We start from the raw sequence: 22,159 nt of genomic DNA, 5'->3' as shown, positions 1-22,159 counted from the left end.
CCGGGAGCTCACCGCTCCCGGCCTTTTTTGTTGCGCAACGAAATTTACCCCTCAATCAACGCACTCAGGTGACTTTGCTCCGGCGATTGAGCCCTGTGCTACAAGACGGTCCCAACCTTTGGTGGGCTTTGGGTTAGATGCTTGAGATCTCCCCAGCCCAGGTAAAGTGTGGAGCGCAATTATAATGTGGGAACGATAGGTTGGCTCGGCCAGCTGGTCCGGACATGTCGAAAGCTTCGCCAACCACTTAGCCACCGAAGGCTTTGTCCGGCAGGAAGACATCGACTGATCAAGAGTCTTTACCCAACGCCGGACGGCAGCCGCTTGAGAAAGCTGTCTGCATCGGAAACAGATATCTGAGCTAAAAGGTGTGCTGCATGTTCCATGTAACCACGCCGCCCTGGATCGCCAATGTTACCTTCTGGAAGGGCAAAACCAGATCCGGCTCATGCTCCACGAGAAATCGGCTGGCCAGAAAATGCACCGCTGCACTGGCAAATTTGATCCCTGCGATAGTCGCAAGGGATGGGTCTTTGCCATAGAGCGGGTTTGCCTCCTCCATCCCATGATCTTTGACGAAGGTGTAGGTTTGCACGGCATCTACCAGATTAAGCATCTGGAATGCCGCTTCATAACGCGCAACTTTCTTGAACCATCGCCTCCGCTCATCTGCTGGCAGCGAGCTCGTATAGGGAACAGTGTCTGCCTTTTCAGGCGCGTTTGCAGTTGATTGCTGCGCATCCCCCACATTCGATGGAGCAAGGCTGTGCCCAGCGGTAGTGGGCATTGCCACCTCACCCGGTTTTACAGGGCGCGAGGATGGATGGACTTCATTTGGATCTATCAGATTGTGGTTATGCGACTCCAGCTTGAAACTGGTCACTTCGGGATCATTGTCGAGCCATAGCGTTGCCTGAGCAGGTTGCGGGATGGTCAGGATGAGCGGCACTGCAAAAGCGATTTTGAAAAAGGGGAAAGGCAAATAGGCAACAAGTTGCCGTAAAGCGACTACTCTATGTCTGCGGCGATAGGGGGCATGTTCCATAAATTCCTCACAAGTTCGGTGACCTGCTGGAATTCTTGGTTAATAACGTGCCCTTCGCGTTCTCTCCGCCATATGCGGGACTGCGTGTTCGCGTTCCTGCGTAGCATCGCGTAAAGACTCGGATATCATCCCAAACAATCGGCGAATTCGGTGAAATTGAACGAAAAATTAACCACGCTTTTTCGTCTTCTTAAATGTTACTTTCTGGTAATGCAGAGCTCAGTATTGATACGAATCAATCCAATTTGGGGAATTTGGATGAGAAAACAGTAATGAACGCTCCGGCGCGAATTCTACCTTTGGCTGCGCGGACGGGTAAGCCTTTGGCAAAGTCGCTCGAGAAAGGGCGTTTGCGCTCCTATCTGGCGCTTGTGATAACCGATTGTCTGATCCTAGTGACGGCATTTACGCTGGCTGCGTATCTGTTCAATTCTGGCGCTCATTTTGCACCTCTATCCAGCGAAGTGCAGATCTTGCTGCCCATTTTTCTCACGCTGGGCCTGTATCAAAACGTATATTCCATTCGTGCGCTGAGCGACCTGAAGTTTGCATTCTCCCGCTTGCTCTCGGCCCTTTTTACCTCAGCAGTTCTGCTCACATTTCTGCAGTTTTATATCCGCGAAGACCTGAATTTTTCTCGCGGTGTGTTGTCCGTGGGGCTGGTGCTGTCGTTTGTGCTGATGCAGGCGACAAGAGCTGTGGTCGCTCAGTTGCAATTGCGTAACTTTGGCCCGTCTATGCAGAATATACTGCTCGTCGATGCTGGCGGTCCGCCAGTATCGATGGAACATGCTTTTCACATTCAGGCAGAAGAGCACAATCTTACCGTTTCACGTAATGACCCGAATGTACTCGACCGTTTCGGTCGCTACGCTCTCAACATGGATAGGGTGATTGTAAGTTGCCCGATCGCTGATCGTGAAGAGTGGGCATTCGTATTGCGCGCGGCGGGTGTGAACGGGGAAGTGGTTTCCGAACAATTGCACGATCTGGGCGCAGTTGCGCTGATGCGAGAGACGAATTTTACGTCGCTGGTCATATCCACGGGACCTCTTGGCTTACGTTCGCGTGTCGGGAAGCGTGTTCTGGATTTATCGGTGACCATCGCCGCCCTGATGGCGCTCATCCCGCTATTCCTGATTATCGCGTTACTCATCAAGCTGGAGGATGGCGGGCCGGTTTTCTTCGTGCAGCGCCGGCTTGGCCGCGGAAACAGGTTTTTTGAAATGCTCAAGTTCCGATCGATGCGCGCGGAGCGATCAGATGCCACGGGGAGCCAGTCGGCATCGAAAGATGATGACCGGATAACCAAGATTGGTAGCATCCTGAGGCGAACCAGTTTGGATGAGCTGCCACAGCTGATCAATGTTCTCAAAGGAGACATGAGTCTGGTCGGCCCGAGACCCCATGCCGTTGGTTCGCTGGCCGGGAATAAGCTGTTCTGGGAAGTGGACTCCCGATATTGGCGGCGACACTCGCTTAAACCTGGTCTCACCGGTCTGGCGCAAGTTCGCGGCTATCGAGGGGCGACAGATCAGGAGCGTGATCTGACTGACCGGCTGCAATCCGATCTGGAATATGTCCGCAGCTGGAGTATCTGGAAAGATATCACGATTATATTTCGTACCGCGACGGTGTTGATTCACCATCGTGCATTCTAAGCGCGTATTTCCACTGAGAGGTTCAGTATCACACAGGGCTATATATAGATCGCAGATTATTTGCTGGTAGTTGGGCCCGCCTGATGGCGTTGTGTTGCGGCGCGGCGCACTAATAAAGGGCAAGTAATCCGTCAGCAGCTCTAAAGAGCCTCTTTTTAGAAGCAGTCGAATCGCAAGAGTTCATTATTTCTTGTTATTAACACTTTTGAAAACTGTATTCAGGCGAATGCAAGATGGTTCGGCTGTCGGTTTGTCGCTTTTATGGAACAGTTTAGCGTAAAAATGAGTGATTGCAGGAAGATGCGACGCCGGCAATCAAGATTCGATTTGCGCGTGATTGTGCATTGCAGTACGTAAATGTTCGTAAGTCCGTGACTCCAATCCTTGAAGGGAACGGAAATGAAACTTCGTAATACTCTTTCGATTTCTGCAGCAGCGATGGCTGTCGCGACAATATCCTTTGCATCTTTCACGGCGCCGACCTCGGCGGCGGTTAAGGCTGCTGATGCTGTTCCGGCGCAAATGCGCGGCAGTCTGACCGATACTGTATCGCAGCACGATCAATTGGCTGCCATTCGCGATGCCCGTTCAGCCGATGCGGCCGCACTGGTACGAACCGCGCCTGAGGCTATGCGATCTGCGGTTCCCGCAATGCGATCGGAAGATATTGCTTCTGCTAACCTCTTTCAGGCTGGCGAGGTTGTCGCTGGTCAAGTAGGCGGCGGAGGTGCAGGCGGCACAGGTGCAGGCGGTGCTGGTGGTACAGCCGGCGGTGCTGGTGGTACAGCCGGCGGTGCTGGTGGTGCAGCCGGCGGTGCTGGTGGTGCAGCCGGCGGTGCTGCTGGTGGTGCAGCAGGGGCTGGTGCCGCCGGCGCAGCAGGGGCTGGTGCCGCCGCCGCAGGTGGTATCGGTGCCGCGGGGGTCGCGGCCGCAGCAGGTGCCGTAGCCGCAGGAGCCGTAGCGAGTGGAGTTGTCAAGGTGCCGGGCATCAATGATGACGACGACGATGATGATGTCTCTGCCGGTACCTGATAGTTTTCCCATCATATAGAGCGATATCTTTACCCGGTCAGAGTTTAGCCTTGGCCGGGTTTTTATTGGGAAAGTGAAAGTGTGACTTCAGGCGGCTTGGCTGGCGGTTCGATAAAGCACACCGCCGGATACTCCCAAGACATTTCGAAACGGGCGGCAGTGGCAATTACAAGCCTGGCTGTGTTTCTTGCGCTGGCTCTGGGATTTGGCGGCGGCGGCCGAGGCTTTCCCATCCATAACCTTATCGTGCAGCTTGCGGCTATTCTGCTGCTCGCACTTCAGCCGGATCTCATTCGCCGCTTCCTTCGCGAAACACCGAAGGGGCTTCTCTGGTTGTTGGCAGTGACCATCTGCGTGCCGTTATTGCAGCTTGTCTCTTTGCCGCCCTTTCTCTGGACGGTCATGCCGGGGAGAGAGAGCGTAGAAATATCTCTCGCGCTGATCGGGCAGGAACAAAGCTGGCGTCCCATTACGGTAAACAGCAATCTCACCTTGCTCAGCCTGCTTTCGCTGGTGCCTTGCCTTGCCGTATTAATTTTTGCCGCTGCGATACCTGCTGATCGCCGCTGGAAAGTGCTGATACTGTTTGCGGCGGTCGGTTCAGGGGTGAGTTTGCTGCTCGGCGGTTTGCAACTCGTTTCCGGTGGGCAGTTCCAGATCTATGACGGCGGCAACAGGCATTACCTTTACGCCTCATTCGCCAACCATAACAGCTCCGGCTTGTTTTTCGTGCTCGCACTATGTGCTTTACTCGCAATGCCCTTCAGGCGTCTCAAAGGAACCTGGTGGCCGATTGCGGGGATAGCTATGGCTTGTCTGCTGACCGTTGGGGTGGTTCTCACGCAGTCACGCTCCTCCACCTTGCTCCTGATCGTGCCCTTGCTTGCGCTTGGCCTGCGTTTGTTCGGCGGCCGAAAAGGACCGGCAACGCGGCGCGTCTTGATCGCTTTATTTGGCGGATCATTGTTGGTTGCCTTTGGCGCTATGTTGCTGCTTCAAAACGCCAAGATTGCACAAACTGCCGATCGCTTCGAAACAACACTGGAGGATCGCCGCCCCCTGATATGGGCGGATACTGTGGATGCAACAAAACGGTTCTGGCCAGTGGGAAGCGGCGCGGGGACTTTTGACGAAGTCTATCAGCTCGACGAAGCGCTGGAGCATGTTTCGGGTCGGCGGGCAGGGCGAGCGCATAATGACTATCTCGAAATTGCTCTCGAAAACGGAATAACAGGCATTTTGCTGATATTTGCGTGGTGTACGTATTGTGCAGCGTCGTTGGTTAAGCGGCGCGGATTAAAAGACCCCTTGCAAATCGCCAGTGCAGCAGCGCTTTTATCCATCGCTCTGCAGTCATTTGTAGATTACCCGTTACGAAATCTTGCGATGCTGTGTGTTGCAGCTTTTTACTTCTCTCTGCTAAGCGTAAACACCTATTCGGACGGGAAGGAATCAAATATTGTTTAGGACCACCCTGGGAGTGGCGCTTATTTCATGCGCTTTGTCCGGATGTTTTTCTCCTTCTGCAAACCTTCCTAGAGGGGAGGCTGCCTATGCCGTGATGCCGCCAGCCACAGAGCGGCAAACGGCCGATTACCGGATCGGCGCATTGGACAGCCTTTCGCTTCGCGTTTTTCAGGAACCCGAACTCTCTTTCGATGAAATTCAGGTTGATGCCAGCGGCAGCATCAACGTGCCGCTGATTGGGCAAACAATTGCCGAAGGCAAAACCCCCTACGAACTCAGCCAGGAAATAGCCGACAGGCTGGGCCAGAGATATCTTCGTGATCCACAAGTCGCTGTGGGGGTGATCAAATCGGCGGCTCAGCGGGTGACCGTTGGCGGTAATGTAGCCGATCCTGGAGTTTACGAAATCGCCGGCAATTCTACTCTGATGGAGGCTATTGCGCGGGCCAAGGGTGTGACCCGGGTGGCTGTAGTTGATGAAGTGCTGGTGTTCCGGACAGTAGAAGGACAGCGCATGGGGGCGGTGTTTGATCTGGGCGCTATTCGCGAAGGTAAGGCTCCCGATCCTGAAATACTTGGCGGCGATCAGATCGTTGTTGGCTTCTCTGCGCTGAAGGGGGCGTATCGCGACTTTATCGATGCAGCTCCGCTGTTCAACATCTTCCGGAATTACTGAAAATGAACGAGCTTCACAGACAGGCGCAGCGTTCGGACGAGCCTGAATTGTTCGATCAGGATACGGCGTATTCTGAGCAGGACGATTCCTTTCTCGAAATCAATCTGCACCGTATCTTTGCCGCAATCCGCCGCAACCTGATCTGGATTATCCTCGCAGTCGTCATTTGTGCCGCGCTGGGAATTTTGGCAACGATGTTGATGGTGCCGAAATATCAGGCGACGTCGACTATATTGGTCGAGCAAGAAGCGGATCAGATCATTGAAAATAGCGAACTGACGCCGGTTGGCTCCTATCAGGATGCCGAACGCTTCCTCCAGACACAAGTAGACGTTATTGAAAGCCGGGCACTGGCCTTAAGGGTCATTCAGGACGAAGACCTGGCAAATGATCCGCGCTTTTTCGAAGGTTTCAGCGCCGATATGCCATCGGCCGAAAATGCGCCCGATAATGTAACTGGCGAAGAAGCGCTGGCAAATTATCGGCAGGATCAGGCGCTGAAGCTCCTGAGCGAAAATCTGAAAGTCAGCCTGCCGGCAACCAGCCGTCTCGTTGCAATTCAGTTTGAAAGTGCTGACCCGGTTTTGTCTGCCCGCATCGCCAATGCTGTCGCCGAGAACTACATCGAGAGCAATCTCAACCGGAAGTTCGATTCTTCCTCTTATGCGCGGAGTTTCCTGTCGCAGCAATTGGACGAAGCGCGCCAGCAACTGGAGGAATCGGAACGCGAACTGAACCAGTATTCGCGCGAGGCTGGGCTGATCCGTGTGACGTCTCAGGGAAACGATAAAAACGACACGACGCTCTCGGTTACGAACGACAGCCTGGTACAGGCCAACAGTGCTGCAAGCAGTGCGACAGCCGCCCGCATTGAGGCCGAAGACCGGTGGCGCAATATTGCCAATGTCCCGGTCCTGTCGGTGACGCAGGTTCTGACCAATCCGGCTGTGCAAAATCTGCTGCAGGAACGTTCGCGCGTTGAAACCGAACTGGCCAAAGAACGTGCGCGCCATCTCGAAGAGCACCCGAGTGTTCAGGCCCTGGTCGCGCAGGTCGAACAACTTAATCAGCGGATCGAATCCATCGGGAATTCGATTAAGCGGGCTGTCTATCTTGATTACCAATCCGCGCTCGATCAGGAGAAATCACTCGAAAACAGGGTTTCTGACCTGCGCAATTCCGCTCTGGATGAACAGGATCGCGGCGTTCAGTTCAACGTGCTTAAGCGCGTCACGGAGACTAACCGTGCGCTTTATGATTCGCTGCTGGAACGCTATAACCAGCTCAACGCCACGGCTGGCGCGGCATCCAACAACGTATCCATCGTGGATCGTGCCGCCATTCCGCGGGTACCTTCTTCACCCAATCTGGTGATGAACCTCGCTTTGTCGATCCTACTGGGATTGGCGCTGGCAACTGCGATCGTATTCTTGCGCGAATATTTCGACGATGTAATCCGTGCGCCTGATGATGTTGAGCGCAAGCTGGGCCTGCCCCTATTGGGCTTGGTGCCCAAAACTGACGAGAACGCGCTGCGGCAGATTAATATCGACCGCAAATCCGATGTCAGCGAAGCCTATCACTCACTGGTGACCAATCTGAATTACGCGACGCGTAACGGTTTGCCCCGGTCCCTGGTTATTACCAGCGCTCAGGAAGGCGAGGGCAAAACCAGCAGCGCCTCAGCCATTGCTTATGATTTGGCGCGTCTGGGCCGGAAAGTTTTGCTGATTGATGGTGATTTGCGGCGCCCTACCGTGCATCGCTATTACGGTGTTCCTAAGCAAAAAGGCCTGACAGATCTGCTCGCTGGTCTGATGAGCTTTGAAGATGCCATTTTCCAGACTGAGGATCAGCCAAACCTGTTTTACATGACAGCCTTGCCCATTCCACCCGATCCATCGGTGTTGTTGGGCGGACCGCGTATGGGTGAAGTGTTGCAGCAAGCCGAACAGCTTTTCGACACGGTGATCATTGATAGCCCTCCTCTGCTGGGCCTGTCCGATGCGCCGACACTGGCCGCGCATGCAGAAGCTGTGATGGTGATCATCGATGCATCGCAGGGCCATCGCGGTGCGATCAAGGCGGCGTTGCGGCGTTTGCATCTGGTACACGCTAATGTACTGGGCGCCGTGCTGACCAAGTTCGATCCGCAGGCAGCCGGTGGTGACTATGGCTATTATGGCTACAAATATTATCGCTACGGCCGTGACGAGACGGCGGAAGCGTAATCTTCGGCCGGTAGGAGCGCAGCTTTGAGCTGGCCTTTCCGTCTTGTGGTATATGGGGTGCTGGCGTGCACCGCATGCGTCACCATGTTTGCGCAGCTTGACTTCGCGACGCGGGACGACCCTGAGTGGGGGCAATATGTACCCACCACCTTTCGTAATTATACATATGTGACGCAGACGCAGCAGGCGTTGAAGGAGGGCAGGTCCCAAGACGCCTTCCAGCATGCGCAGGATCTCGTTTCTGCACGGCCGATTCCGGCGGAGAGCCTTTCCGCACTGGCGATTTCGGCCGACTTGGTGGCGCGGCCGGGGCTCGCGCAACAAGCGGTCTGGCATGCAGCAGAGCGCGGCTGGCGTGATCGTTTGTCACAATTTGCACTTTTGCAGGTTGCGGCCCAGGGCGAGGACTGGCCTGTGGCAGCGCAGCGCAGTGAGGCCCTCTGGCGCCGTTCGGTCCCGCTGGAAACGCTCATCCCATGGTTAGAGCTTCAGATTGCGGTTCCGGCAGCGAGGGATGCGCTGATGGATCGGTTGGCCGGGGCCCCGGACTATCGTGACTTCCTGATCCTCAGATCGGGTAATAAGCTATCCTCGCCAGCTTATGTCACACTGATTCAAGCCGTGGGCAAACGTAAATTAGCCGTGGATTGCGCAGGGCTTGGTCAAGCCGCGAACAGGCTGCGCCATGACGGTGAATTCAGCGCGGCGCGACAGGTCTGGGATAGGGGGCCATGCCGCGATGCAGGGCCGCATTCAGATAGCAGCGCTCGCTTTCTTGCATCGGACAAGGCTCATGGCCCCTTTGCCTGGACCTATCCCAAATCTTCCGGGGTCAATCGGATATTCACGACGGATGCAAAGCAGCCCGTAATGAACGTAAGGAATTACGATCCATTGCCACGGCTGGCCGCCCGACGCTGGATGATGCAGCCGGCTGGGCGCTATTCCGTCGCATTGGAGAGTGAAGATGGTGCGGGGGCGCCTGAGATGCGGCTATATTGCTACGACATGAGCGGAGAACAGGTGCGAAGCGCCCATTTCAGGCAGCAGCTGAGCGGAACGGCGCATCCAGTTACGCTGGGTCAGGATTGTCCAGCGCAGCGGATCGACCTCTATCTGCCGCGAGGTGATTGGCGCAATATGGATCTGCGCTTTGAGCCTTCGATCTAGCTTGTCAGGAGCTTGAGAGCGGAGATCAGGAGCATCGCCGCGAGTGCGATCCGAACCCATTTTTCGTTGACATATTTCGAGGCCAGCGAGCCGAGAATGATGCCGGGAATGGATCCTAGCAATAATGCGCCAAGCAGCATTCCATCGAAATTTCCGAGCAGCGAATGGCCAATCGCGGCAATGAGGGCGAGCGGAATGGCGTGGATCAGATCGGTGCCGACAATACGCTTGGCATTCATCCTTACGGGATAGACAAGCGTGAGCAGCATAGCCACCAGCGCGCCGGCCCCTACCGATGTGAGCGTAACCAAGCCGCCGATCACCGCCCCGCCGCCAATTGTGACAATAATCTGGCGCTGACGCAGGCGCGCTCCGGAGGCGTTCTTCAGACGCATAAGCGGCAACCGAAGTCGCTCTTTGAACGGCATTATGCAGGCAGTCAGGATTAGTGCGAAGCTGAGCAGTTTCAGCAATATGCCGGCATCCAGTTTTCCCGAATGCACAAAGCCGAGCCATAAAAGTGTAGCCAGAGCAGCGGGAATGCTGCCCAGCGCCAGACGGCGTATGATCTGCCAATCGGCGGAGCCCATCCGGTGATGAATGATCCCGCCGACCGATTTGGTAATGGCCGCGAACCACAGATCCGTACCGATCGCCACGGCCGGACTGAAACCGAACAGCATGATCAGCAAGGGCGCCATCAGCGATCCGCCGCCAACGCCCGTTAAACCGACCATGAAGCCGACGAAGGCCCCAGCTACGGAGTAGCCAAACTCCATGTCACCGGGCCGAATCCATGGCGGCAACCGCGCTGAGCACTGTTTCGGCCCATTCCGGCCGGCAAATGAGCAGATCCGGCATATAGGTATCGGCCTGATTATAGATCAGCGGGCTGCCATTGATCCGGCTGATATGCAGTCCATGCGCCTTGGCGACGGCGGCTGGTGCGCAGCTGTCCCATTCAAATTGCCCGCCGGAATGCAGATAGATTTCCGCCTCTCCGCGCACTACTGCCATGGCCTTCGCACCGGCTGAGCCCATTGGCACCAATTCGCCGCCAAGTTGATCAGCGACAGCGACGGCTTCAGCCGCGGGACGGGTGCGGCTGACCAGCAAACGCGGCGCGCCCTGATGATCGGGCAGGGCAGCTGGCTGATCGGTTCTCAAAACGATGCCACCATCAAGCCCGGGCAGGGCAACCGCCCCAATTTCAGGCACGCCGTTCACGGCGAGCCCGACATGAACCGCCCAGTCGGAGCGTTCCTCACCATATTCGCGGGTGCCGTCGACCGGATCTACGATCCACACACGCTCCTTACCAAGGCGTTCTGCCGTGTCCTTGCTTTCTTCCGATAGCAGGCCGTCTTCCGGGCGCTGTTCACGCAATGCATGGACCAGAAACTGGTTGGCGGTCTGATCACCGGCCTTGCCCAGCGCCTTGCCCGTGAACATGCGGCTATCGCGAACTTCCAGCAGGATTTTGCCCGCACAATGCGCGAGATGGGCAGCCAGTTCGGCGTCGTTCATGCCGCTCATGGAATGAGTTTTCCAATGATGAAATCCGCGGCTTCTTCCGGTGTCATCGCGGTCGTATCAATGCGGATTTCGGGCTTTTCGGGTTCCTCATACGGACTGTCGATCCCGGTGAAGTTCTTCAGGTCGCCCCGACGGGCCTTCTTGTACAGGCCTTTCACATCGCGTTCCTCGGCAACCGATAGCGGCGTGTCGATATGCACTTCAATGAATTCGCCTTCAGGCAGCATATTGCGTACCATCTCACGCTCGGCGCGGAAGGGGCTGATAAAGGCGGTGATCACGATCAAGCCTGCATCGGTCATCAGCTTGGCGACTTCACCCACGCGGCGGATATTTTCGATTCTGTCGGCCTCGGTAAAGCCCAGATCCTTGTTCAGGCCATGGCGGACATTGTCGCCGTCCAGCAGGAAGGTATGCCGGTTCATTCTTGCCAGACGCATCTCCACCAGATTGGCGATGGTGGATTTGCCAGAACCGGAAAGGCCAGTGAACCAAAGCACGGCCGGCTTCTGATTCTTCATCGCGGAATGGTTTTCGCGCGTGATCGATGTTGGCTGCCAATGCACATTCTGCGCGCGGCGCAGGCTGAAATGGATCATCCCGGCGGCGACGGTGGCATTGGTGATCTTGTCGACCAAAATGAAAGAGCCGAGCTGACGGCTGTCACTATATGGTTCGAACACGATCGGGCGATCGGTCGTGACTTCAGCCACACCGATGGAATTGAGGTCGAGGGTCTTGGCCGCCAGATGGTCCAGCGTGTTGACGTCAACTTCATATTTCGGTTCGGCAATCGTGGCCGTTACCGTCTGGCTGGCGAGTTTCAACCAGTAGCCGCGGCCCGGAATCAGTTTTTCATCACTCATCCAGACAAGGGTGGATTCGAACTGATCGGCGCTTTCCGGTGGATCATCGGCTGCGGCCAGAACGTCGCCGCGGCTGCAATCCACCTCATCTTCCAATCGGATGGTGACGGACTGGCCCGTTACGGCCCGATCAAGGTCGCCATTCATGGTGACGATGCTTTTCACTGTGCTGGTTTTGCCCGAGGGAACGACGCGGACCTGCTGACCGGGCGCGATTTCACCGTCGGAGATCAAGCCGGAAAAACCGCGGAAATCCAGATTGGGTCGGTTCACCCACTGGACCGGCATGCGGAAGCTGCGGGCTTGCGCTGCCACATTGGCGATTTCGACCGTTTCGAGATGGTCGATCAGGCTGGGCCCTTCATACCACGGTGTGTTGTCCGATGGGGCAACAGTGATATTGTCGCCCTTGAAGCCGGAAATCGGAATCGCAGTGAAATCGGTGATGCCAATCTCGCTGGCGAATTCGCGGTAGTCCCTGACGATGTTATCGAAGATGTCGCGGTCATAACCGACCAGATCCATCTTATTCACGGCCAGCACGATGTGGCGAATGCCGATCAGATGGGCGAGATAGGAATGGCGCTTGGTCTGCGGCAATATGCCTTTGCGTCCATCGATCAGGATAACGGCGAGATCGGCGGTGGAGGCGCCCGTGACCATATTGCGCGTATATTGTTCATGGCCGGGCGTATCGGCGACGATGAATTTGCGCTTCTCGGTCGAGAAAAAGCGATAGGCGACATCGATGGTGATGCCCTGTTCGCGTTCAGCCGCAAGCCCATCCACCAGCAGCGCGAAGTCGATTTCCTGACCCTGCGTGCCGACGCGTTTGGAATCGGCTTCCAGCGCGGCCAGTTGATCTTCAAAGATCATCTTGGAATCGTAAAGCAGGCGGCCGATCAGGGTCGATTTCCCATCATCCACGCTGCCACAGGTGATGAAGCGCAGCATGCCCTTATTCTGATGCATATCGAGATAGGCATCGATATCCTCAGCGATGAGGGCGTCGGTCTTGTAGACCGGATCGTTGATCTGTTTATCCGACATCAGAAATAGCCCTCCTGCTTCTTCTTCTCCATCGAAGCATCACCGGCATCGCGGTCAATCGCGCGCCCCTGACGTTCGGAGGTGGTGGTAAGCAGCATTTCCTGCACCACTTCGGGTAAGGTGGAGGCGGTGCTTTCCACAGCGCCGGTCAGCGGGTAGCAGCCCAGCGTACGGAAACGGATGGAGCGCATCTGCGGCTCTTCCCCCGGTTCCAGCGGGAAGCGATCATCATCAACCATCAGCAGCATGCCGTCACGTTCCACCGTGGGGCGCTGCTTGGCCATGTACAGCGGCACGATCTCGATATTTTCGGCCATGATATATTGCCAGATATCAAGCTCGGTCCAATTGCTCAGCGGGAAGACGCGAATGCTCTCACCCTTGGCTTTGCGGGCGTTATAGAGGTTCCACAATTCCGGGCGCTGGTTTTTCGGGTCCCAGCCATGGCTGGCGGTGCGGAAGGAGAAGATTCGCTCTTTCGCGCGGCTCTTTTCCTCATCGCGCCGTGCTCCGCCAAAAGCCGCATCGAAACCGTGTTTGGTCAGCGCTTGCTTAAGCCCCTCGGTCTTCCACATATCCGTATGCAGCGCGCCATGGTCGAAGGGATTGATCCCGCGCTCCAGAGCTTCCGGATTTTGATGGATGAGCAGTTCCATTCCCGCATCGTCGGCGGCCTTGTTCCGCAGCCGGTACATGTCCTGGAACTTCCATGTCGTATCGACATGCATCAGCGGGAAGGGCGGCGGGGAAGGGTAAAATGCTTTCTTCGCCAGATGGAGCATCACCGCGCTGTCTTTACCGACGGAATAGAGCATGACCGGATTTTGCGTTTCGGTCACGACTTCGCGCATGATGTGAATGCTTTCAGCTTCAAGCCGCTCGAGATGGGTTAGGCGCTGCATGAGGACGTAAGGAGCCTTTCGATTGTGCCGATGCTTATTGCAGTGGTTGCAAGTTGCATTGCACAATCGCAAGGTGAAAGGGGGCGAGAATTTCTTTTCCGCCCCTAAACAGATCCCGTCGGGCCAGCGTTTCCGCTATTTACGTGTCATTGCTTTGAAGAAGAAAAGTCAGCTGCCGGGCAAGGGACTCCACTCATCGGCTGGCGCCAGCGGTGTGAAGAGCGCTTCGACAAGGGTATCCGACACGCCTGCTGCCGAATCAGCCTGCCACGCAGGGCTGTTATCCTTGTCTACCAGCACAGCGCGGACGCCTTCGGCAAAATCGGGTTGCCGGATCATATGGGTGGCCAAGGCATATTCCGCCTTCATTTCCGCCGCAAAATCCTGACGCTGCAACCCCTGACCGATCAGTTTTAGAGCGACCTTGCTGCTGAGCGGGCTTTTGGCGGTGACACTTTTCAGTTCCTTGGCCGCCCATTCGGCGCCGTCTCCGCTCAGCGCATCAACAATCTCTTCCAATTGGTCTGAGGCAAACAGGAGATCGATTTTCTCCTGATTGCGCGCCAGACGCGCTTCAGGTGCGGGTACCGACAATTCGGCCAGAATGTCCGCGATGGCATGCGGTCTGGCGATGATCTCGCTCTTTGCCTTGGCGCATGCTTCGCTGGCCAAATAATGCGTTGCGAGGCCTGCCCAGAGGCATTCAGCCCCATCCAGGCGAGCGCCGGTAAGCGCGAGAAACGGTCCAATCCGTCCGGGCAATCGGGCGAGATACCAGCCCGCACCAATATCGGGGAAGAGTCCGATCGCTCCCTCCGGCATGGCGAATAGCGTGTTTTCAGTCGCTATCCGATATTGCGCGGGAAGCGAGAGGCCGACACCGCCGCCCATGGTTACCCCGTCCATGAAAGCTATGACGGGCTTGGGATAAGTGAAGAGCAAATGGTTAAGCTGATATTCCGCGCGGAAAAAGGCATCCCCCGCTTCGCCGCCATCCTCCAGCACGGATTGCCGCACCTGCGCGACATCGCCCCCGGCGCAAAAGCCGCGGCCTTCGGCATGGTCCAGGATGATGGCATCAATCCCGTCATCGGCGCGCCATTCCAGCAAGGCGCCGGTCATGGCCTGACACATGGGCAGGGTCAGTGAATGCAGAGCCTTGGGCCGGTTCAGTGAAATATGGCCGATGGAGCCATGACGGTGAATGTGAACATGGTCGCTCATTCGCGCAGCAAATCCCTTCCCACGATCATTCGCATGATCTCATTTGTGCCTTCCAGGATCGAATGCACCCTGAGATCGCGCCAGAAACGCTCAACCGGGTAATCCTGCAAATAGCCATAGCCGCCATGCAATTGTAGCGCGCGATCCGCAATGGCGGAGGCATTGTCTGTGGCGAGGCGTTTTGCCATTGCGGCGAAGCGGGTCTTGTCCGCTGTGCCGCGCGTGACTTTCGACGCGGCGAGATAGAGCAGCGCGCGTGATGCTTCGAGGTCGGTCGCCATGTCGGCCAGCGTGAATTGGGTGTTCTGAAAATCAGCAAGGGCGCGGCCGAACTGGCGGCGCTCTTTGGTGTAGGAAATCGCCTCATCAAGACAGCGCTGCGCCCCGCCAAGCGAACAAGCACCGATATTCAGGCGCCCCCCATCCAGCCCGCTCATCGCGATGGAAAAACCCTGTCCCTCTGCGCCAACAAGATTTTCTGCCGGAACACGGACGGCATCAAAATTGACAGTGGCGGTCGGCTGGGCATGCCAGCCCAGCTTTTTCTCCGGTGCGCCGAAGGACAGGCCGGGCATGTCTTTCTCGACGACCAGACATGAAATGCCCTTCGGCCCGTCTTCGCCTGTGCGCACCATGGTGATGTAAAGATCGTTTGCGCCCGCGCCGGAAATGAACTGTTTGGAGCCGGAGATGACGTAATCGGTGCCATCCTTCACTGCGCTGGTTTTGAGCGCCGCAGCATCGGAGCCGGAATGCGGTTCAGTCAGGCAATAGGATGCGAACAGATCCATTCCGACCATAGCGGGCATATATTTGGCCTTCAGCGCATCCGAACCGAAACTGTCGACGATCCAGCTCGCCATATTATGGATTGACAGGAACGCGCTGGTCGCGGGGCAGCCATAGGCCATGGCCTCCATGATCAGAGCAGCCTCGATCCGCCCCAGACCCGCGCCGCCGCTTTCCTCCGACACATAGATCGATCCGAAACCGAGTTCAGCCGCGCGGCGAATAACATCGCGCGGGAAGATATGCTCTTCGTCCCATTTTGCGGCGAAGGGGGTGATGGCTTCTTCGGTAAAGCGCCGCGCCATGTCCTGCATGGCATGCTGGTCTTCGGTCAGTTCAAACGGATCGGTCACGCATTTTCTCCCAATTGTGCCTCCGCTTCGATTTCCACCTTCCACGCCGGATCGTAGAGCCCGGCTATGGCAACCAGTGTGGCGGTAGGGCGGACATCTTTCAAAGCGCGCGAAAAGCTCGCCGTAACCGCGTCGGCATCGGCCATGTTTGTAACAAACATTCGGACGCGCACAATATCATTACGCGACCCTCCGAGTTCTTCGACATAGGATGTGATCAGTTCAAAACAGCGGTCTGCCTGCGCACCGGCATCGGGCGAAACACTGCCATCCTGATTGGTGCCGATAGTACCCGCTATTTCGATCCGGTTGCCCAGCCGCAACCCTCGGGTGAAGCCAGCCGATTCCTCGAAGGGCGACTGGGGCGGGATAGAGCGTCGATCGCTCATGCTCTTACGCTGCGCATTTCGTATAAAGCAGCGGATCGGGCAATGACCCTTCGCCATATTCGGTGCGGATCAGCGCGTCACCGCCGCGTTCCAGCCCCAGCTTTTGCTCTCGGTCCCAGTTCATGCCTTCGCCGGTGAAGGCAAAGGTGGCCCGGATCACGCGCGGTGTGCGCTGGCTGACATCCTTCAGCTTGCCCACCGATTCATAGAATTCCATCCCGCTTTTGGTGATGGTTATCAATCCCTTGGCTTCGGCAGCCGGGCCGGTGCAATCGGCCTTCACCATGCCCCACCTGCCTTGCATGGCAGAGGGAATGGTCATGTCCCCGTTGCCTGTTCGCGCCACTTCATCACCCGGAGCGGGGATTGCCGGGGCAACGTCGGTCGCATTATCACCGCCTGCTTCTGACACAGTGTTCGATGGCTGCGCAGCGGGTTCCTGTTCTTCGTTGCCGCTACAAGCGCTGAGGGTAAGGGTGGCAGTAGTAGCTGCCACGATCATTGCTTTGCGCATCAAACTCTCCTTCATTCATCATGCCGTGCCGGGAAAACGTCTGAAAGGCTTTTCCTTTCCTGTGAGATGCCACACGGCCATGCTATTCAGCAGGCAATAGTAGAATGATCGGGAGATAAAGACAGATGGCCGGGCTCTGGTTTGATGAATTGACGGTCGGACAGACTTTCGACCACGCCATTCGCCGCACGGTGACCGAAACCGATAATCTGATGTTTTCGACCCTGACGCATAACCCCGCGCAGCTGCATCTCGACGCCGAATATATGAAGGGGACGGAATTCGGACAGATACTCGTCAATTCGACCTTTATATTGGGGCTGATGGTCGGGGTGTCGGTTGGGGACACGACATTGGGCACGGCGGTGGCCAATCTGGGCTGGGATGAAGTGCGTTTCCCCAAACCGGTCTTTGTCGGCGATACATTGCGTATTGAGAGCGAAGTGCTGGCCCTGCGCGAAAGCAAGTCCAGACCGGATCAGGGCATCGTCACTTTTGCCCATCGTGCTTTCAATCAAAAGGATGAACTGGTCGCCCATTGCCAGCGCAGCGGTCTTCAGCGTAAACGCCCGCAATAAATAAAAGTGGGAGAATGCAAGATGAGTATTTCCGAAGGGGCCGTGCTGCATGGTGGATGTCTGTGCGGTGATGTCCGTTATGTCATGCAGGGGCCGTCTTTGTTTATCAGCCAGTGTTGCTGCAAGGATTGTCAGAAGGCGACCGGCACCGGCCACACCACCATTATCGGTATCCACAAGGATCAGCTGACGGTGGAAGGCAAGCCTGCGACTTACACCAATTACGGCGATACGGGCGGATCGGTGACACGCCATTTCTGCGGTAATTGTGCCGGGCGGCTCTATACTTCGGGCGATGCACCGGGCGACCACATCATGATTCAGGCCGGTTCGCTGGATGACCCCGCGCAAATCGCACCGGAAAGCGTGATCTATGTGAAAGACAGCCTTGCCTGGGACAAATTTGACCCCGCTTTGCCGCAATTTGAAGCCTTGCCCCCGCGCGATTTATAATCGCAGGCGGGCAGACTCGTTAATAAGCCGGCGACAGGAAAAAACATTGCGCTGGGCGAGGGGCGGTGGCAGTAGCGCGGCTGACGAAACAGCGCCGCCTTGGCCGCCGTTTCACGAGTCTTGCGGGTGTAGCTCAATGGTAGAGCAGCAGCTTCCCAAGCTGACGACGAGGGTTCGATTCCCTTCACCCGCTCCACTTCTCTGATCCAGCCGCCGAAAACAAGCATTCCAGCGGCGGTTGTGGACGCAGCTTCGCCCGTCGCTTTGTGCACGGCTTCTCATCTCCAGGCCATCACGTTGTTCGGCTTGCCGAGCGCGTTCGGCGCATGAATGTGCTGACGACACAGGAACTTTTGCGGCCGTTGATCTGTCTCCGGGAGACTTTCTTTTCCCATCTGCGCCCGTCAGGGAAACCGACCGTGTCCTATCTGGTTGTTTAGACAGGTGAACGGCGGAGCAAGAGAGCCAGATGGACGACGATACCAAGAAACCGAACTTCGACTTTCCCCATTCTCCCGGCCCCGCCGGCGGCTGGGGATCGATGAAAGGTATAGCGAGCATCTATGGCGAGACTTGGGCGTCTCGCGGCGCGCTCGACAGTTTGCGCCGTCTCAACAAGCCCAAGGGCGTCATGTGCGTATCCTGCGCCTGGCCGAAGCCTGCCAATTACTCGGCCTTCGAATTTTGCGAGAACGGTGCCAAGGCGACCTTGTGGGAGCTCACCAAGGATCGTTGCACGCCGGAGTTCTTTGCAGCGGACCGCCATACAGTGACCGAACTACGCGAATGGTCCGACCATGAGCTGGAAAAATCGGGCCGGCTCACCCACCCGATGAAATATGATGCCGCGTCGGACCGCTACATCCCGACTGACTGGGATGATGCCTTTGCCGAAATCGGTGCCACCCTGCGCGATTTGCCGCGGGATGATGTCGTATTCTACGCCTCGGGCCATGCCGGGCTGGAAGCGTCCTATCTCTATGCGCTGCTGGCGCGAGCCTATGGCAATAACAATCTCCCGCAAAGTTCGAATATGTGCCACGAGACGACCTCTGTCGGACTGACCAAAGTGATCGGTTCGCCGGTCGGCACAGTGACCTTCGACGATCTGGACGAGACCGACTGTTATTTCTATTTCGGCCAGAATCCGGGCACCAACAGCCCGCGTTTCCTGCATAATCTGAAAGGTCTGAAGGACCGTGGCGGGAAGATCGTCACCTTCAACCCGGTGATCGAACAGGGGCTGGTCTCCTTTGTCGATCCACAAAACCCGATGGAGATGATGAGCGGCAAGGAGACGATTATCTCCGATCAGTACCATCAGGTTCAATCCGGCGGTGATGTCGGTGCGATCCTTGGCCTGTGCAAGGTTGTGGTGGAGGCCGACGATGCGGCGCAGGCAGCGGGCGCGCGAAGAGTCATCGACCACGATTTCATTGCTCAGCACACTACCGGCTTTGACGAATTCATCGCCTGCTGCCGGGATGCCGACTGGGCCGACATTGAAAAGGCCAGCGGTCTGACCGAAGCCGCGCTGCGCGAAGCCGCGCAGGTTTATATCGAGGCCGAAAAAACAATCGGCGTCTATGGCATGGGCTTCACGCAGCACACGCATGGCGCGCTCAATATTGCGATGATGGTCAACCTGCTGCTGCTCAAGGGAAATATCGGACGCCCCGGCACGGGCTGCTGCCCGGTTCGCGGCCACTCCAATGTGCAGGGCCAGCGCACCGTCGGGATTGCCGAAAAGGCGCATCTGGTGCCGATGGACAAGTTGAAAAAGCTGTTCGATTTCGACCCGCCGACCAAGGATGGTCTGCATGTCGTCGATGCGGTGAAGGGCCTGATCGATGGGCGCGTGCGCGGCTTTATCTCGCTCGGCGGAAATCTGGTGCGCGCGGTGCCGGATCAGAAACGGATGGAGAAAGGCTGGGCCTCGCAGGACATCGTGGTGATGGTCTCGACCAAATTGAATCGCAGTCACCTTTACCCCGGCAAAAGCGCTTTCATCCTCCCATGTCTCAGCCGGACCGAAGTGGACGAGCAGGCGAGCGGTAACCAGGCTGTGACTACCGAGGACAGTTTTTCGATGATCAATGGGTCGATCGGGCACCGCACGCCGGCCTCCGAGCACCTCAAGAGCGAACTTGCGATAGTGACGGGTATTGCCAAGGCTACGCTCGATCCCAATCCCCGGCTGAAATGGGACGAATGGACCGACGATTATTCGCTGGTTCGGGACCTTATCGAGGCGACCTATCCGGATGATTTCCACGATTTCAACAAGCGAATGTTCACCGCTGGCGGTTTCTGGCGCGGTAATCCCGCGCGTGAACGGGTGTGGAAAACGGATAGCGGGAAAGCGGTTATCACCACGCCGCCGCAGCTCACCTCCCTGGGCTTCGCGGACAAGCCCGGCCGCTACAGGCTTCTGACAATGCGCTCCAATGATCAGTTCAACACCACGATCTACGGGTATTCCGACCGATTTCGCGGGATTGAGGACACACGCGATGTCGTTCTGATGAACCCAGATGATATCGTTGAAGCCGGGCTTGCGGACGGAGACACGGTGCGTCTCATCACCGATTATGACGGTGACGATGTGGAGCGCGACCTCGGTGGTTTGAAGCTTGTGGCTTACAAGCTGCCGCGCGGCACGATTGCGGGCTATTATCCGGAATGCAACGTGCTGGTACCAATCACGCATCACGATCAGATATCCAAGACGCCGGCCTCCAAGTCGATTCCCGTGCGGGTTGAGGCAGGCTAACCCGACAATATAAAAGGCGCGCGGCTGGCGCGAACTTGCTCGGATGATTCCTCAGACACTCGAAGTGGCTGCCATCGCATTCCTGTTGATGGGGGTGCTTTGTGCCCTCTACGTGGCGCTGCAAATGGTGCGTCATCCGCCCCAAATGGCGGTCATGCGGTTGGTCTGGCCACTATGTGCGCTGTTCGCCGGGCCGGTGTTGATCTGGTTCTATCATCGCTATTCCGGGCCAGATGCAGATGACGTACCGTTCGCTGCAAAAGTCGCCAAAGGCACGCTGCATTGCGGCGCGGGATGCTCGCTCGCCGATCTGCTATGCGAAAATCTGGCGCATTATGTGCCGGGAGTGCTGGCATTTTTTGGCATGGGCACGCTCTTCTCGACTGAAATATACGCGCAGTGGACTATGGATTTTGTCTTTGCGCTGCTGACGGGAATTGTCTTCCAGTATTTCGCTATTGTGCCGATGCGTGAGCTGTCATTTGGTGAAGGAATCTGGGCGGCGGCAAAGGCGGATGTCCTCTCGCTCACCAGCTGGCAGGTAGGAATGTATGGCTTCATGGGCATTTCGCACTTCCTTGTGTTCCCCCTATCCTTCGGCGCGCCAATCGATGCCGGAAACCCGGTGTTCTGGGTGGCCATGCAGATCGCTATGCTGGCCGGCTTTGCCACGGCGTATTTCCCGAACTGGCTGTTGATCCGATCAGGGGTGAAGGAGGAAATGTGATGGCATGGATGAAGGCCGACTGAGGTCGATCAACCGAACCTATCAATGGCGTCGGTATGGCCATCCCTTGCATCGCCCGCAGCTTCGAGCCACCCGGCTCCATTGACCAGCGCCAGCAGGCTGACTGCGACCGCAGGTGGTACAAGCGCGAAAACCAGCCCTATCTTTAATGTCAGGACCGCGCCGATAACAGCGCCGGCAAGGATCGTCCCCCAGATGCTGAGCGGCAAGAGAATGTGTTTCCACTGACCGCGTCCCGAAATGGCATCGGCAATGTCCGAGCCGATGGCTACCACCGCTCCGCTGACGAAAGTGTGTACCGTGAAGCCGTTTCGGCCCTGCAAGGCCCGGTTGATCATTCCCATGGCAAAAGCGAGCAGGAGCAGAAGCGTGTAGTGGGCCCATCCGGACAGGGCGCCCACCACCGCCATCCACTTTGCCCCGGCGACCAGTGCCAGTGCCGCGGTTTCCCGCCAGGGCGTGCCGTCATTGACCAGCCGCGTGATGATGGTGCCCAGGATGAAGATGAGGACAACGCCCGCGACCATGGCGGCCAGCGTCAGCTTGCCAGAGACCAGGTCGGTGACGACCTTGGTAGAATTGCCGCTCATGAAAGAGGGGAATGCCTCCACCGAGCCAACCAGTGCGAGAAAGCCGACCGCATCCACCCAACCGGCCACGAAATTGAGAGTGAAGACGGCATGTTTGCGCGTGATCACTTGC

The 22,159-nt window shown here is 56.9% G+C and carries 19 protein-coding genes, 1 tRNA gene and 1 pseudogene; 11 read left to right on the top strand and 10 right to left on the bottom strand.

Translation table 11 applies throughout. From position 1 onward, the window contains the following. Positions 1–361: 361 nt before the first annotated feature. Positions 362–1,045, bottom strand: a complete 684-nt coding sequence (locus GRI91_RS14795; protein ID WP_160737444.1) for a hypothetical protein — start codon at positions 1,043–1,045, stop codon at positions 362–364. A gap of 272 nt (positions 1,046–1,317) precedes the next feature. Between GRI91_RS14795 and GRI91_RS14790 the strand changes: the two genes are divergently transcribed. The 6 genes from GRI91_RS14790 (at position 1,318) to GRI91_RS14765 (ending at position 9,282) form a co-directional block, all read left to right on the top strand. After that, positions 1,318–2,706, top strand: a complete 1,389-nt coding sequence (locus GRI91_RS14790) for an exopolysaccharide biosynthesis polyprenyl glycosylphosphotransferase (RefSeq protein ID WP_160737443.1) — start codon at positions 1,318–1,320, stop codon at positions 2,704–2,706. A gap of 399 nt (positions 2,707–3,105) precedes the next feature. Next, a complete protein-coding gene (locus GRI91_RS15910; RefSeq protein ID WP_202385605.1) occupies positions 3,106–3,738 on the top strand; it encodes a hypothetical protein in 633 nt (210 codons plus the stop codon). Positions 3,739–3,834: 96 nt separating this feature from the next. Continuing rightward, positions 3,835–5,205, top strand: a complete 1,371-nt coding sequence (locus GRI91_RS14780; RefSeq protein ID WP_160737442.1) for an O-antigen ligase family protein — start codon at positions 3,835–3,837, stop codon at positions 5,203–5,205. 94 nt (positions 5,206–5,299) lie between these two features. Further along, positions 5,300–5,881, top strand: coding sequence for a polysaccharide biosynthesis/export family protein (locus GRI91_RS14775; RefSeq protein WP_160737487.1), 582 nt, complete (start codon positions 5,300–5,302; stop codon positions 5,879–5,881). A 2-nt stretch (positions 5,882–5,883) separates the two neighbouring features. Further along, positions 5,884–8,112: a GumC family protein gene (locus GRI91_RS14770; RefSeq protein ID WP_160737441.1), complete on the top strand. Its 2,229-nt coding sequence runs from the start codon at positions 5,884–5,886 to the stop codon at positions 8,110–8,112. Positions 8,113–8,196: 84 nt separating this feature from the next. Then, entirely contained in the window at positions 8,197–9,282 is a 1,086-nt protein-coding gene (locus GRI91_RS14765) for a hypothetical protein (RefSeq protein WP_160737440.1), read from the top strand. On the opposite strand, the gene GRI91_RS14760 is transcribed toward GRI91_RS14765, so the two are convergent. The 8 genes and pseudogenes from GRI91_RS14760 to GRI91_RS14725 all read right to left on the bottom strand — a co-directional run bounded on the left by GRI91_RS14760 (position 9,279) and on the right by GRI91_RS14725 (position 16,905). Beyond that, positions 9,279–10,061 carry a sulfite exporter TauE/SafE family protein gene (locus GRI91_RS14760; protein ID WP_160737439.1) on the bottom strand — a complete coding sequence of 261 codons (783 nt, stop codon included), beginning with the start codon at positions 10,059–10,061 and terminating at the stop codon, positions 9,279–9,281. The genes GRI91_RS14765 and GRI91_RS14760 overlap by 4 nt on opposite strands. Before the next feature lies 1 nt (position 10,062). Further along, a complete protein-coding gene (locus GRI91_RS14755; RefSeq protein ID WP_160737486.1) occupies positions 10,063–10,809 on the bottom strand; it encodes a 3'(2'),5'-bisphosphate nucleotidase CysQ in 747 nt (248 codons plus the stop codon). 5 nt (positions 10,810–10,814) lie between these two features. After that, positions 10,815–12,734 (bottom strand): sulfate adenylyltransferase subunit CysN, encoded by a 1,920-nt coding sequence (cysN, locus tag GRI91_RS14750; RefSeq protein ID WP_160737438.1) that lies wholly within the window; start codon positions 12,732–12,734, stop codon positions 10,815–10,817. After that, positions 12,734–13,639 (bottom strand): annotated as a pseudogene (gene cysD, locus GRI91_RS14745) (sulfate adenylyltransferase subunit CysD); the annotation flags it as partial. The pseudogene cysD and the gene cysN, both read right to left, overlap by 1 nt. Before the next feature lie 165 nt (positions 13,640–13,804). Continuing rightward, entirely contained in the window at positions 13,805–14,860 is a 1,056-nt protein-coding gene (locus tag GRI91_RS14740; RefSeq protein ID WP_160737436.1) for an enoyl-CoA hydratase/isomerase family protein, read from the bottom strand. Then, on the bottom strand, positions 14,857–16,002 hold the full coding sequence (locus GRI91_RS14735) for an acyl-CoA dehydrogenase family protein (protein ID WP_160737435.1): 1,146 nt from the start codon (positions 16,000–16,002) through the stop codon (positions 14,857–14,859). The genes GRI91_RS14740 and GRI91_RS14735 overlap by 4 nt, the downstream gene beginning before the upstream one ends. Beyond that, positions 15,999–16,391 carry a RidA family protein gene (locus GRI91_RS14730; RefSeq protein WP_160737434.1) on the bottom strand — a complete coding sequence of 131 codons (393 nt, stop codon included), beginning with the start codon at positions 16,389–16,391 and terminating at the stop codon, positions 15,999–16,001. Before GRI91_RS14730 ends, GRI91_RS14735 begins: the two co-directional genes overlap by 4 nt. A gap of 4 nt (positions 16,392–16,395) precedes the next feature. Continuing rightward, positions 16,396–16,905: a hypothetical protein gene (locus tag GRI91_RS14725; RefSeq protein ID WP_160737433.1), complete on the bottom strand. Its 510-nt coding sequence runs from the start codon at positions 16,903–16,905 to the stop codon at positions 16,396–16,398. A 125-nt stretch (positions 16,906–17,030) separates the two neighbouring features. Between GRI91_RS14725 and GRI91_RS14720 the strand changes: the two genes are divergently transcribed. The 5 genes from GRI91_RS14720 to GRI91_RS14700 all read left to right on the top strand — a co-directional run bounded on the left by GRI91_RS14720 (position 17,031) and on the right by GRI91_RS14700 (position 21,436). Next, the gene (locus GRI91_RS14720) at positions 17,031–17,483 is read left to right on the top strand and encodes a MaoC family dehydratase (RefSeq protein ID WP_160737432.1); all 453 of its coding nucleotides are present in this window, start codon (positions 17,031–17,033) and stop codon (positions 17,481–17,483) included. A gap of 21 nt (positions 17,484–17,504) precedes the next feature. Beyond that, positions 17,505–17,936: a GFA family protein gene (locus GRI91_RS14715; protein ID WP_160737431.1), complete on the top strand. Its 432-nt coding sequence runs from the start codon at positions 17,505–17,507 to the stop codon at positions 17,934–17,936. A 122-nt stretch (positions 17,937–18,058) separates the two neighbouring features. Beyond that, positions 18,059–18,132: transfer RNA gene (locus GRI91_RS14710), tRNA-Gly, on the top strand. Between the two features lie 273 nt (positions 18,133–18,405). Further along, positions 18,406–20,709, top strand: coding sequence for an FdhF/YdeP family oxidoreductase (locus GRI91_RS14705; RefSeq protein WP_160737430.1), 2,304 nt, complete (start codon positions 18,406–18,408; stop codon positions 20,707–20,709). A 43-nt stretch (positions 20,710–20,752) separates the two neighbouring features. Next, positions 20,753–21,436 carry a DUF4396 domain-containing protein gene (locus GRI91_RS14700; protein WP_160737429.1) on the top strand — a complete coding sequence of 228 codons (684 nt, stop codon included), beginning with the start codon at positions 20,753–20,755 and terminating at the stop codon, positions 21,434–21,436. A 29-nt stretch (positions 21,437–21,465) separates the two neighbouring features. Here the strand turns inward: GRI91_RS14700 and GRI91_RS14695 are convergent, their stop codons facing one another. Beyond that, positions 21,466–22,155 carry a DUF1275 family protein gene (locus GRI91_RS14695; protein ID WP_160737428.1) on the bottom strand — a complete coding sequence of 230 codons (690 nt, stop codon included), beginning with the start codon at positions 22,153–22,155 and terminating at the stop codon, positions 21,466–21,468. Between the last annotated feature and the right edge of the window lie 4 nt (positions 22,156–22,159).

It is taken from the genome of Altericroceibacterium endophyticum (assembly GCF_009827595.1).
Taxonomy (GTDB): Bacteria; Pseudomonadota; Alphaproteobacteria; order Sphingomonadales; family Sphingomonadaceae; genus Altericroceibacterium; species Altericroceibacterium endophyticum.
Note: the sequence above shows the minus strand (reverse complement) of the source record. Positions and strands in the feature narration are given on the sequence as shown.